This is a genomic window from Yersinia rohdei ATCC 43380 (assembly GCF_000173775.1).
Lineage (GTDB): Bacteria > Pseudomonadota > Gammaproteobacteria > Enterobacterales > Enterobacteriaceae > Yersinia > Yersinia rohdei.
Genome location: NZ_ACCD01000001.1, coordinates 101,208 through 112,991, shown reverse-complemented (window position 1 = coordinate 112,991; position 11,784 = coordinate 101,208). Strand labels below are relative to the sequence as shown.

The window sequence follows — 11,784 nt, the reverse complement described above, 5'->3', positions numbered from 1 at the left end:
ACGAAACTTAAGATAACCTTAGCGGTTAGCGAGCCATTTACGGCTAACTGTTAGCAGGCGTTCTTGTCGAGAGAAATAAGGACTTGCCAGCAATGGCGAAGCCGTCTTCAATTAAGGTATTAACAGCAGGAGGCGCAGTGTCTCAGCAACTTGAGTTTTTTGACATTCCTAGCCCGTGCCGTGGTATCTGCCAAACAGATGACCGCGGTTTTTGTCGTGGTTGCATGCGCAGCCGGGATGAGCGGTTTAATTGGATAAAAATGAGTGACCCGCAAAAACGGGATGTGCTGCGCCTGTGTCGCCAACGGCTATTGCGCATACAGCGGGCCAATAAACAGCCGGATGAACCCTTGCCAGAGCAGCCGTCATTATTTTAATTCGCCCTTTTGGGGCTTTAATTTTTAACATTTGTGGCTATTTCGCTCTTCAGCCCCCAATTGACCTTGAATTCATGGAATAGGGAGGATGATCCTTTTGCCTGGTTGTGTATGCTGGTGAGCAAATAAACAAAATGAGGTAGCTAATAATGGATACACGCAGCCAACTGGCTCCCCTTGGGCCTGATTTCTCCCGAATGATTTGTGGTTATTGGCGTCTGATGGAGTGGGACATGACCGCCGAACAATTGTTGGCTTTTATTGAGCAACATATTGAATTGGGCATTACCACTGCTGACCACGCAGATATTTATGGTGGTTATCAATGTGAGCAGGCCTTTGGGCAAGCTTTACGTCTTAAGCCGTCGCTGCGAAGCCAACTGGAATTAGTGAGTAAGTGTGGTATTGCGACTACCGCCAAACCAGAGCATGCGCTGGGTCACTATATTACTGACCGCTCCCATATCATTGAAAGTGCAGAACAATCTTTGACGCATCTGCATACTGACTATCTTGATTTATTGCTGATTCATCGGCCAGATCCTTTGATGGATGCTGATGAAGTTGCTGAGGCATTCACCCAGTTGCATAAAAGCGGCAAAGTGAAACATTTTGGTGTGTCCAACTTTAGTCCTGCGCAATTTAATTTGTTGCAATCCCGCCTGCCATTCTCATTGGTGACGAATCAGGTAGAGATTTCACCGCTGCATCAGCCCGCGATTGTCGATGGCACACTTGATGCCTGCCAGCAGTTGCGCATTAAGCCAATGGCATGGTCTTGTTTGGGCGGTGGCCGCTTGTTTAGTGATCCTGAGTTCCAGACTTTACGCGATGAGTTGCAGACCGTTGCCGATGAAATTGGGGCCGAAAGTATTGAGCAAGTGGTTTATGCCTGGGTACTGCGTTTGCCATCCGCACCGTTACCAATTATTGGTTCCGGTAAAATTGAGCGCGTTAAAGCCGCATGGGCGTCGCTCTCTTTGACGATGACGCGCCAGCAATGGTTCCGTATTCGTCGTGCTGCCTTGGGCTATGACGTGCCTTAAGTCGGGTGATTTGCGCCAGCGGGTTTTACGCTGGCGCAGTGTTATGTTCCGCCCCCGGCACCGCCAGTTGGAGCTGTGTTAGTGAGCAATATAACCGCCAGATCAACCCCGCGAGCTCTCGGCCCGAGGCGTCCGGATATTGTCCTAAAGTTGCACTCATCCGTTGCAATTCTTGTAATGTGGCCTGCAAAGAACTTGGCTGCACACCTTTCTCGGTCATACACCCCTTCAGACAGTGAATACAAACATCTCGCACTGCTGACAGCGGCGCAGAGGTGGTTTGCCAATCACGCAACTGCCACACCACATGGCTACAATTGAGCAGCACCATTCCCCAACGCAGTAACCACAGGCGAGCGGGCTGGTCTTTGCTGAGATTTAGCTGATTAATGCGGTGATATATCAGTGATTCAAATTGATCTTGATTTTGGCGCGGGTGGCTGCTGATTTGGTCGATAAAATCACGCCGCAGCATGCGAATAATGCGCCGGCTTTTGCGTTTGTCTGAGCTGGGGCGCAGGACTTGAAAGGCCACACCGGCCAACATCACACCCACCAATTTAGCAATATTATCATTCAGAAACTCTTGATAGTCATAGCTGGGTGGGTTGGTGACACTTAAGAATGACCCCATAAATACAATCAGTTGCCCCCATAGAGAGGCATACGCCGGATGCTGGAGTTTCATCATCTGCATGGTGATTAAAATCGGGAACAGCAACAGGGCAAATTGCCAAAAATCATCAATTTGTACCATCACGCCAAATTTCAGAATAAAGCAGCCAATGGAGAGCAATACAATGGCTTTTAATAGTGTGGCAATGCTGTCTGTTGGCGAGGGCGTGGCGGAGTACAGCACGCAACTGACGGCGGCTAAGGACAGTGCCGCACTGCCTGCGCTCCATTGCGTATTGATCCAGAATGCGCAGCCGATAACGATACAAACAAAGGTGCGCAGGCCGTTATAGGCGGCCTCGTAGGTGTCGGTATGGCGAGCCAGCGATGCCACTGGGGGCGGTAAAAATACGCCACTTTCCGGTTCTTTATCCAGTTGCGCCAGCCAGCGATTGACCTGCAAATATAACCAACAAAAGTGGCGTAATCGTAACCAAAATGCCCGGTGGCGATAATCAAATTCATCCTGTGGGGCAATGCGTTGCAGTATTTTGGCCAGTTGATATTTATCACAGTCCGGTTGTTGCAGGGCGGCCAGTAATTGTGCCAGCACCGCGGGCAGATTTTCTGGCGGTGATGGCCAGTTAACTAACATGCGACGCAAACTGGTAATCACACTGGTGAGGCGTAACTGGCGATGTAGCATAAAATTCAATACATTATTTTGTCGCCGTAAGCGGTAATGACTCCAAAAAGCCTGGATCCGCAGTAGATTCATGGTGAGGATCTGGCCTATCAATCCCTCGTGAGACGTGCGAATTTGTGGGGTTTGCTCGGTTTGCCACAGTAATGCGGCATGTTCCAATAAGCGCGATTGCATGCGGCGCAATGAGGTCAGTAATGCCTCACCGTCTGAGGTGCTGGGCAGCAGCATCATCATGAGTCCACCGCATAGAATGCCGGTAATCACTTCACAAACCCGGGCTTGGGCAATATCAAAAATTTGCTGTGTATCGATGATATTGACCGTTGAGAAGGCAATGATTGCGGTGGTGTAACCGGCTAATGCAAAAGCATAAGAAACATTATTCTGATAATGATTGGAGACAAAAGTGCAGCAGGCAATCCAGGCGGCAATGACCAAGGTAAATAACCAAGGGTCATTTAAGCAATGGCCAGCAATGATAAGGGATGCGGTCGCCCCTATGAGGCTGCCAATAATCCGGCCAATACTTTTACTGATAACCCCCCCGACGGTAGGGAAGCTCACTACCGCCGCCGAGGTCATCGCCCAGTAGGGCTCGTCTAAATTCAGTGCAAACGCAATCCACAGTGATAAGCACATCGCCAAGGCGTTGCGCAGTGCATAACGCCACTGACCGGCATTGGCCTTACCCCAAGGGGTCTGTTGCCAAGAGGGAAAAGTAAGACGCATGGCTTAATTTACCAGCGAAATGGTACAGGTGGTGCCAGCAATCAAGGTGACATCCGCAGGGACATCCAGCAATTTAATCCTCACGGGAACCCGCTGTGCTAAGCGCACCCAAGGGACATTAGGTTTTACATCGACGAGCAGATTGTCGTTAGTGTCGACACTTTGGTCATAAATAGCGCGCCCAATACTTTCTACCACACCCCGTAAAGGAATATTGCCATTATAGAGCACAATCTTAGCTTCATTACCGACGCTAATGTGTCTGAGTTTGGTTTCCTCGAAATACCCCATCACGTAGAATGAGTCGGTATCGATTAGCGCGACTAAAGGAGTGCCAGCGGTCGCATAGTTGCCTACACGGATTTGTAAGTTGGTAATATAGCCATTGGCAGGGGCATATATCCGCGTTTTACTGAGATTCCATTTTGCTTGTTCAAGGTTGGATAATGCACCTTGATAAGCCGCTTTCATACTTTCTGCGGTTAAATTGGCAATATCGAGATCTTCGCCAGAAATGATATTTCTAGGCAAATTACGGCGGCGTTCGGCTTCATGATTTGCTTTAGCTAATTCAGCCTGAGCCCGTAGCACTGCGGCTTGAGCATTATCCAGTGCCAACTGATAGGGTTGCGGGTCAATCACAAATAATAAGCTCCCCGAACTGACCAGTTGGTTATCATGAACGGCTATTTGAACCAGCTTGCCAGAGACTTCCGGAGTAATACTGACGACTTCAGCCCGGACTTTGCCATCACGAGTCCAGGGCGATTGCATATAATAATTCCACATCCACCAACCAGCACAAAGTGCGAGGGCGAATACGATGACTGAGCTGAAGTATTTAAAAGACTGATGATTCATATCAATTTACCAACTGGCTAATATCCATAAAGAAACACTGACCGCAATGACAAAAATGGAGAGATCCATTAATATTGGATGCCAGATGTCACCAGAGTAGATCCAATTCCGTAGTACATGATGGATTAATAGCCATAACACTAAACCTAGCATAACCGCCTTAAACATCGGCGGGAAATAAATTGAGGCACCAAAAACCAAGTCTGAAAGGGGTGCATTTGCGGATAATACTGATACATACATATGGTTAATCCCTAAGAGGTAATTTTAGTAAATACATCATTTTTACTAAAGGATTTCCCGTATTTATTGCTATTGTTCTAGCATCGACGGTATATATACATTTGTGTTTTTAATGTTAATTACTCAAAATAGACTGGACTCTGGTAGTTATGCTAGCACGCTAAATAAAAGGAGGGGCAATTGGAATCGACATTAGGATCTGATTTAGCACGATTAGTTCGCGTTTGGCGCGCACTTATCGACCATCGGTTGAAACCGCTGGAGCTGACCCAAACGCATTGGGTTACCTTGCATAACATTAATCGTTTACCACCTGAGCAATCACAGATTCAACTGGCAAAAGCGATTGGTATCGAACAACCATCATTGGTTAGAACCTTAGATCAACTGGAGGAGAAAGGTTTAATCACACGCCATACTTGCGCAAATGACCGACGAGCAAAGAGAATAAAACTGACGGAACAGTCTTCACCGATAATAGAACAAGTTGACGGCGTTATATGTTCCACCCGCAAAGAGATTCTTGGGGGAATTTCACCAGATGAAATTGCATTGCTCTCTGGTTTGATTGATAAGCTCGAAAGAAACATTATTCAATTACAAAGCAAGTAATAATAAAGCGTTACGACTCTATTCACAGCAGAAATGAATTTTTGGTAGTAAAAATAAGCCAGGGTTCGCAACGACCCCTGGCTTTTAATGGTCACTATCTTAATGCAGGGTCAGAAGAAGGATTAGCGTGGGCTAACCGTTACTGTGCTGCCGCTGCTGGCGAGCATTACACGCTGACCAACACTGAAACGAGTTGGGCCTTGTTTCTGAACCACAAGAATGGTGGTGCCATCATCTTTACGCACTTCAAGTTGCACCCCGTCAGTCCGGTTCATTGCCCCTTGAACGCTTTGTCCTGCCATACCACCCGCAACCGCACCTGCGGCAGTTGCCAAGCTACGACCCGTACCACCCCCGACAGTATTGCCAAGGAAACCACCTAATACCGCACCACCAATAGCACCCATTACATTGTTTTCGTCTCCGCCCTGAATGGTGACAGGACGAACTGAGATCAATGTGCCGTAAGTTACAGTTTGTACTTGCTTGGCTTGTGATGCGCTGAATACATCACCAGACAAGGTACTGTTGTTAGCGCAACCGGTCAGTGTAACGGCGACAATTGCAACGGCAATTAATGGCTTGATCATTTAAAAACTCCTATTAAAAATGCATAACCGTGTTTCGGTTCAGTATGCCGGGGATATCCAAATCCAGTCCATTGACGGTCTAGTATTTGCGTAAAGTATGGCTTACCCCAATGTTTATTTCACTACTTAACTGATATTTGGCTGTGTGCTTATTTTTTCTACCCTATCAATGGATGCGAAGCTTAGCGGTTTATACCTCAACCAATATTAAACGGCAGTTTAACTTTCTTAAAGTGAGAAATAATGCTCCCGTAAATGAAAATGTCAGAACGAGTGACTTTTATGTGACCTTTCTTGCAAATAAAAAGCATTCTTTAAGACAAGGCCCAATGGCGGTATACACTTAAAAAAGTATATCTTTTCATGATGTTAATTTTATTATTCTGACGTGACTCACGACAAGTTTTGTTACTATTTGACCCCAGAAGGGGAAATAAGGTCATTGCTATGAAATCAGGCCGTTTTATTGGAGTGATGTCAGGAACCAGTTTGGATGGGGTTGATGTGGTGCTGGCGGCTATTGATGAGCGCATGGTGGCCCAGCAGGCCAGTTATTGCCACCCCATGCCGTTACAGTTGAAAAAAGACATTCTCGGCATGTGTCAGGGGCAGTCGACCACGTTATCTGCCGTAGGCAAGCTTGATGCTCAACTCGGGATCTTGTTTGCGGAGGCGGTGCTGGCGTTATTGGGCCAAGAGGGCTTAACGGCACAGGACATTACGGCGATTGGTTGTCATGGGCAAACGGTGTGGCATGAGCCTTTAGGCGAACCCGCATTCACCATGCAATTAGGTGATAACAATCGTATTGCTGCGCTGACAAAAATTGCCACTGTCGGGGATTTCCGCCGCCGTGATATGGCATATGGCGGGCAGGGCGCGCCTTTGGTGCCGGCCTTCCACTATGCATTATTAGCCCATGCAACTGAACGGCGCATGGTATTGAACATTGGCGGGATCGCAAATTTATCTCTGCTGCTCCCTGATTTACCGGTGCGCGGTTTTGACACTGGGCCGGGGAATATGCTGATGGATTCCTGGATTTGGCGTAACCGGGCTTTGGCTTATGACAAAGATGCCGAATGGGGGCTGTCCGGGCAGGTTAATCAAGCACTGCTTGAGCTGATGTTCAGTGATCCCTATTTTGCTTTACCCGCTCCGAAAAGTACCGGGCGCGAGTATTTCAACGCCGGATGGTTGGATAAACAACTGGCGACAATGCCAGGAATAAAACCTGCAGATGTGCAAGCGACCTTAGCTGAACTAACGGCGGTTTCCATTGCAGAACAAGTTCAACTGGCGGGGGGCTGCGATCGCCTGTTGGTGTGTGGCGGCGGGGCGCGCAACCCATTGCTGATGTCGCGATTGTCTGCTTTGTTACCGGGGACGGAAGTGGGGGTGACGGATGATTTTGGCGTCAGTGGTGATGATATGGAAGCGCTGGCATTTGCCTGGCTGGCATTTCGTACTTTATCAGGGAAAACTGGCAATCTCCCGTCAGTGACTGGCGCCAGTTGTGAGACCATTTTAGGAGCAGTCCATCCTGTATCCTGCCGATGAGAGTGCTAAGCTGCCCTGGATTAGGGTGGCTTATTTACTCAATGAGGGCGGCATGATGAAACTTTTGTTTGGCACAACAACAATTAATTCTGGCACAACAACAATTTATTCTGGTGCAACAAAACCTTTTTTTTGCGTAGCAACACTGGTGCTGCTGTCAGGATGTAGTTTGGTGCAACCGAAGAATGAAACCTTACACTATCAATGTGGTGGCACCCAACTGACCGTCATGCAGGATAACCAGCAAGATAAAGTCAGTTTGATTTTGGATGGCAAACAACTCAGCTTGCCACAAGTGCGCGCGGCATCTGGCGCTAAATACAGTGATGGTCGCTATACTTTCTGGTCAAAGGGAAACAGCGCTTTTGTTGAACGTGATGAGAAAGTCATTATTAATGACTGTGTTTTGATCAAGTAATTAGGCCGTTATAGCTAAGTGTGATTGTGATTCTGTTGCTGCAAAGGCAGAATGACAATCACTGCTTTCCTGCGCGTTATAGAGCTTATATGACTGACAATAATGAATTTGATGTTGCAGAGTTACGTCGTGAATATATTCGTGGCGGACTACGCCGTAGCGATTTAACCGAAAATCCCTTGGAATTATTCGAGCGCTGGCTAAAACAGGCCTGTGAGGCCCGGTTACCGGATCCAACCGCAATGTGTGTAGCAACCGTGGATGCCAGCGGCCAACCTTTCCAGCGCATTGTGCTATTGAAACATTATGATGAGCAGGGGTTGGTCTTTTATACCAACTTAGGCAGCCGTAAAGCACAGCAATTGGCACAAAACCCACATATTAGCTTGTTATTTCCTTGGCATATGCTGGACAGGCAAGTGATTTTCCTCGGTCAGGCAGAAAGGCTTTCCACCCTCGAAGTTCTAAAATATTTCAGTTCCCGCCCTAAAGACAGTCAAATTGGTGCCTGGGTATCACAACAATCCTCACGGATTTCAGCCCGTGGCGTGCTGGAAAGTAAATTTCTCGAGCTAAAACAAAAATTCCAGCAAGGTGACGTTCCCTTACCCAGTTTTTGGGGCGGATTCCGCGTTAAATTCCACTCTGTCGAGTTTTGGCAAGGCGGTGAACATCGGCTGCATGACCGCTTTATTTATCAACGGGATGCCGATGCCTGGAAAATTGACCGCTTAGCCCCTTGAGAATGATGAAATAATTGTGGTTAAACCTAGCGCTCGTGTGAAGTGCGCTTTATTCTATAGCTTCCTTGAGGATTTCTCGTGAAGTGACTTTTGTAAGAGACATTTTTTTGCAAAAGGCAATTTTGTGTAAAAGACAATTTTTGTAGCAGATAATGGAGTCATTGATGACCAGCAGCAACCTGATTAAACAATTGCAAGAGCGGGGCCTCGTTGCCCAGGTTACGGATGAAGACGCGTTAGCAGAGAGACTGGCGCAAGGGCCAATTTCACTGTATTGCGGTTTCGATCCTACCGCAGACAGCTTGCATTTGGGCCATCTGGTTCCATTGTTATGCCTGAAACGTTTCCAACTGGCAGGGCATCGCCCGGTTGCCTTGGTCGGCGGCGCGACTGGCATGATTGGTGACCCAAGCTTCAAAGCCAGCGAACGTAAACTGAATACCGAAGATACCGTCAATGAGTGGGTTGAAAAAATCCGCCGTCAGGTGTCGCCTTTCCTGGATTTTGATTGCGGCGAAAACAGCGCTATTGCTGCCAATAATTATGATTGGTTTGGTGGCATGAATGTGCTGACTTTCCTGCGTGATATCGGTAAGCACTTCTCTGTTAATCAGATGATTAATAAAGAAGCCGTCAAACAGCGGTTAAATCGCGATGACAGCGGCATTTCATTTACCGAGTTCTCCTACAACTTGTTGCAAGCCTACGATTTTGCCTGTCTGAACAAGGCGCACGGTGTGGCGCTGCAAATCGGCGGTTCTGACCAATGGGGTAATATTACCTCAGGTATAGATTTGACACGTCGCCTGCACCAGCAGCAAGTTTTTGGTCTGACAGTGCCACTGATAACCAAAGCTGACGGCACCAAATTTGGTAAGACCGAAGGCGGTGCTGTGTGGCTTGATCCGAAGAAAACCAGCCCTTATAAATTCTATCAGTTCTGGATCAATACAGCGGATGCTGACGTTTACCGCTTCCTGAAATTCTTTACTTTCATGAGCATAGAAGATATTAATGCGCTGGAAGAAGAAGATAAAAACAGTGGTAAAGCGCCGCGTGCCCAATATGTTCTGGCAGAGAATGTGACCGGGATGGTGCATGGTGCTGAAGGTTTAGCGGCCGCTAAACGTATTACCGACAGCTTGTTCTCCGGTGATTTAAAAGAGATGACGGAGGCGGATTTTGCCCAGTTGGCGCAAGATGGTATGCCAAGTATTGAACTGGCCCGTGATGCAGATTTGCAACAGGCGCTGGTGAATGCCGAGTTGGTTCCTTCCCGTGGTCAGGCGCGCACCATGATTAACTCTAATGCCGTGGCGATTAATGGCGAGAAGCAATCCGATCCTGAATATATTTTCACCGATGCCGACCGTCTATTTGGCCGCTACACTTTATTGCGCCGGGGCAAAAAACATTATTGCCTGATTAGCTGGTTGTAAGCGTAAAATAAAATAAGGGGCAGAAATGTCCCTTATTTTTTTGCCGATATTTTATTAACTTATCAATTCCCCCCTGTCTGTGAGTGGGGTAGACGCCCTTGACTTTAGGCCGCATCAATGAAAAATATACTTTCAATTCAGTCACATGTTGTTTTTGGCCATGCAGGGAATAGTGCTGCAGAGTTTCCTATGCGGCGGATGGGAGTCAATGTCTGGCCGCTCAATACTGTTCAGTTTTCGAATCATACTCAATATGGTCACTGGACGGGATGTGTGATGCCAGCCAGTCATTTGACTGAAATTGTGCAAGGAATTGCTGACATTGGTCGGCTGAAAGATTGTGATGCAGTTTTGAGTGGCTATATTGGTTCCCCTGAACAAGGTGGACATATTCTGGCGGCAGTCGAGCGAGTGAAACAGGCCAATCCTGCTGCCTGGTATTTTTGTGATCCGGTCATGGGGCATCCTGAAAAAGGCTGTATCGTCGCCCCCGGTGTTGCCGAATTCTTTTGCCAGAAAGCGTTACCGGCCAGTGATATTATTGCGCCAAATCTGCTCGAGCTGGAGCAACTCAGTGGTGTCCGAGTTGAAAATGTTGAGCAAGCAGTTAAGGTTGCCCGTGAGCTTTGCGCTAAAGGGCCGAAAGTGGTGCTGGTGAAACACCTGAGTCGTGCGGGTTATCGTGCGGATTGCTTTGAAATGTTATTGGTCACCGCCGATGAAGCATGGCATATCAGCCGCCCGTTAGTAGACTTTGGTGCCCGCCAGCCAGTGGGTGTCGGTGATTTGACCAGTGGTTTATTGTTGGTCAATTTGCTGAAAGGCGAGCCATTGGTAAAAGCATTGGAGCACGTAACGGCCGCGGTTTATGAAGTGATGCTAAAAACCCAGGAAATGGGTGAATATGAGCTTCAGATTGTTGCGGCCCAGGATGCGATTGTTAATCCTGATAGTCACTTCACGGCGATACCGGTCATCGTTCAAGATATTGCAGAGTCAGCGGCTATCACTCACCTGAGTCATTGAGTTATATCAACTCTTTGGATTTATTTGGTTACCGCTTGGCGACAACTTGAAATCTATTGAGTTTGGCGAGTCGATAAAATAATCAACGAATTGAATACCTAGAAAAAACGCCCTTTAATAAGGGCGCTGCTATTAGGCTAATGTTTTATTTCTTTGCGTCTTCTGCTGCCAGCGCGGCTTTGACTGCCGGGCGTTCAGCAACTCGGGCCATATACTTATCCAGATGGCTGCGCTGGGTGATTTCTAGATTTAGCGCATTCGCCCAACGGGTTACCGTAAATAAATAAGCATCGGCGACACTGAATTTTTTGCCTAACAGATAATCATGCTGTGATAATTCGTGGTCTACGTAGCTGAATTGTTTATCCAGCCGCTCACGGGCAATAACTTTATATTCTTCCGGTGTTTTGGGGTTAAATAGCGGGCTGAATCCTTTATGTAACTCAGTCGCAACGAAGTTTAACCACTCAATAGCATGGTAGCGGGAGAGAGTGCCCGTAGGGGCAATGAGATGGCGATCTGGAACTTTATCCGCCAGATACTGCACGATAGCAACGCCTTCAGTCAGTAGGCTGCCATCATCAAGCAATAACGCCGGCACTTGGCCTTTGGGATTGATGCTTAAATAGTCTTCACCCGTCTCAGTTATCTTAGTCGCTAGATCGACACTTTCAATACTGAAGTCTAATCCTGCTTCACGTAATACAATATGCGGTGATAAAGAACAGGCACCGGGTTTATAGAACAATTTCATCACAAACTCCTTAATAGAGTACTGAAAGAAAAAAGCTTCTTTAATCCTAAGATACTATTGTGCTG

At 47.4% G+C, this 11,784-nt stretch carries 13 protein-coding genes; 8 read left to right on the top strand and 5 right to left on the bottom strand.

What is annotated here, in order from left to right; all coding sequences use genetic code 11:
• Positions 1 to 137: 137 nt before the first annotated feature.
• The gene (locus YROHD0001_RS0117075; protein ID WP_032815865.1) at positions 138 to 377 is read left to right on the top strand and encodes a DUF1289 domain-containing protein; all 240 of its coding nucleotides are present in this window, start codon (positions 138 to 140) and stop codon (positions 375 to 377) included.
• A 149-nt stretch (positions 378 to 526) separates the two neighbouring features.
• On the top strand, positions 527 to 1,423 hold the full coding sequence (locus YROHD0001_RS16565) for an aldo/keto reductase (RefSeq protein ID WP_004712956.1): 897 nt from the start codon (positions 527 to 529) through the stop codon (positions 1,421 to 1,423).
• Positions 1,424 to 1,448: 25 nt separating this feature from the next.
• On the opposite strand, the gene YROHD0001_RS16570 is transcribed toward YROHD0001_RS16565, so the two are convergent.
• From YROHD0001_RS16570 to YROHD0001_RS16580, 3 genes are read right to left on the bottom strand one after another with little or no spacing between them, the layout of a single operon-like run.
• Positions 1,449 to 3,473, bottom strand: coding sequence for an FUSC family protein (locus YROHD0001_RS16570; RefSeq protein ID WP_004712955.1), 2,025 nt, complete (start codon positions 3,471 to 3,473; stop codon positions 1,449 to 1,451).
• A 3-nt stretch (positions 3,474 to 3,476) separates the two neighbouring features.
• Positions 3,477 to 4,334, bottom strand: a complete 858-nt coding sequence (locus YROHD0001_RS16575) for an efflux RND transporter periplasmic adaptor subunit (protein ID WP_004712953.1) — start codon at positions 4,332 to 4,334, stop codon at positions 3,477 to 3,479.
• Between the two features lie 6 nt (positions 4,335 to 4,340).
• Positions 4,341 to 4,577, bottom strand: a complete 237-nt coding sequence (locus YROHD0001_RS16580) for a DUF1656 domain-containing protein (protein WP_032815864.1) — start codon at positions 4,575 to 4,577, stop codon at positions 4,341 to 4,343.
• A gap of 180 nt (positions 4,578 to 4,757) precedes the next feature.
• On the opposite strand from YROHD0001_RS16580, the gene rovA reads away from it, so the two are divergent.
• Entirely contained in the window at positions 4,758 to 5,189 is a 432-nt protein-coding gene (gene rovA / locus YROHD0001_RS16585; RefSeq protein WP_004712951.1) for a virulence master transcriptional regulator RovA, read from the top strand.
• Positions 5,190 to 5,311: 122 nt separating this feature from the next.
• On the opposite strand, the gene YROHD0001_RS16590 is transcribed toward rovA, so the two are convergent.
• Complete coding sequence (locus YROHD0001_RS16590; protein WP_004712949.1) at positions 5,312 to 5,779, bottom strand: outer membrane lipoprotein; 468 nt, start codon at positions 5,777 to 5,779, stop codon at positions 5,312 to 5,314.
• 447 nt (positions 5,780 to 6,226) lie between these two features.
• On the opposite strand from YROHD0001_RS16590, the gene anmK reads away from it, so the two are divergent.
• The 5 genes from anmK to pdxY all read left to right on the top strand — a co-directional run bounded on the left by anmK (position 6,227) and on the right by pdxY (position 10,965).
• Positions 6,227 to 7,339, top strand: a complete 1,113-nt coding sequence (gene anmK / locus YROHD0001_RS16595; protein ID WP_004712948.1) for an anhydro-N-acetylmuramic acid kinase — start codon at positions 6,227 to 6,229, stop codon at positions 7,337 to 7,339.
• 55 nt (positions 7,340 to 7,394) lie between these two features.
• The gene (locus YROHD0001_RS16600) at positions 7,395 to 7,757 is read left to right on the top strand and encodes an MliC family protein (RefSeq protein WP_032816036.1); all 363 of its coding nucleotides are present in this window, start codon (positions 7,395 to 7,397) and stop codon (positions 7,755 to 7,757) included.
• Between the two features lie 89 nt (positions 7,758 to 7,846).
• Entirely contained in the window at positions 7,847 to 8,500 is a 654-nt protein-coding gene (gene pdxH / locus YROHD0001_RS16605) for a pyridoxamine 5'-phosphate oxidase (protein WP_004712946.1), read from the top strand.
• A gap of 164 nt (positions 8,501 to 8,664) precedes the next feature.
• Positions 8,665 to 9,939, top strand: coding sequence for a tyrosine--tRNA ligase (tyrS, locus tag YROHD0001_RS16610; protein ID WP_072086820.1), 1,275 nt, complete (start codon positions 8,665 to 8,667; stop codon positions 9,937 to 9,939).
• A gap of 117 nt (positions 9,940 to 10,056) precedes the next feature.
• Complete coding sequence (pdxY, locus tag YROHD0001_RS16615; protein WP_004712944.1) at positions 10,057 to 10,965, top strand: pyridoxal kinase PdxY; 909 nt, start codon at positions 10,057 to 10,059, stop codon at positions 10,963 to 10,965.
• A 145-nt stretch (positions 10,966 to 11,110) separates the two neighbouring features.
• On the opposite strand, the gene gstA is transcribed toward pdxY, so the two are convergent.
• Positions 11,111 to 11,719 carry a glutathione transferase GstA gene (gene gstA, locus YROHD0001_RS16620; protein WP_004712943.1) on the bottom strand — a complete coding sequence of 203 codons (609 nt, stop codon included), beginning with the start codon at positions 11,717 to 11,719 and terminating at the stop codon, positions 11,111 to 11,113.
• Positions 11,720 to 11,784 lie beyond the last annotated feature (65 nt).

Bases quoted from the DNA above. Each gene is read 5' to 3' on its own strand.
- pdxY (WP_004712944.1), top strand. From the start codon at position 10,057: ATGAAAAATATACTTTCAATTCAGTCACATGTTGTTTTTGGCCATGCA.
- YROHD0001_RS16590 (WP_004712949.1), bottom strand. From the start codon at position 5,779: ATGATCAAGCCATTAATTGCCGTTGCAATTGTCGCCGTTACACTGACC.
- YROHD0001_RS16565 (WP_004712956.1), top strand. From the start codon at position 527: ATGGATACACGCAGCCAACTGGCTCCCCTTGGGCCTGATTTCTCCCGA.
- tyrS (WP_072086820.1), top strand. From the start codon at position 8,665: ATGACCAGCAGCAACCTGATTAAACAATTGCAAGAGCGGGGCCTCGTT.
- YROHD0001_RS16575 (WP_004712953.1), bottom strand. From the start codon at position 4,334: ATGAATCATCAGTCTTTTAAATACTTCAGCTCAGTCATCGTATTCGCC.
- YROHD0001_RS16570 (WP_004712955.1), bottom strand. From the start codon at position 3,473: ATGCGTCTTACTTTTCCCTCTTGGCAACAGACCCCTTGGGGTAAGGCC.
- gstA (WP_004712943.1), bottom strand. From the start codon at position 11,719: ATGAAATTGTTCTATAAACCCGGTGCCTGTTCTTTATCACCGCATATT.
- YROHD0001_RS16580 (WP_032815864.1), bottom strand. From the start codon at position 4,577: ATGTATGTATCAGTATTATCCGCAAATGCACCCCTTTCAGACTTGGTT.
- YROHD0001_RS16600 (WP_032816036.1), top strand. From the start codon at position 7,395: ATGAAACTTTTGTTTGGCACAACAACAATTAATTCTGGCACAACAACA.
- pdxH (WP_004712946.1), top strand. From the start codon at position 7,847: ATGACTGACAATAATGAATTTGATGTTGCAGAGTTACGTCGTGAATAT.
- anmK (WP_004712948.1), top strand. From the start codon at position 6,227: ATGAAATCAGGCCGTTTTATTGGAGTGATGTCAGGAACCAGTTTGGAT.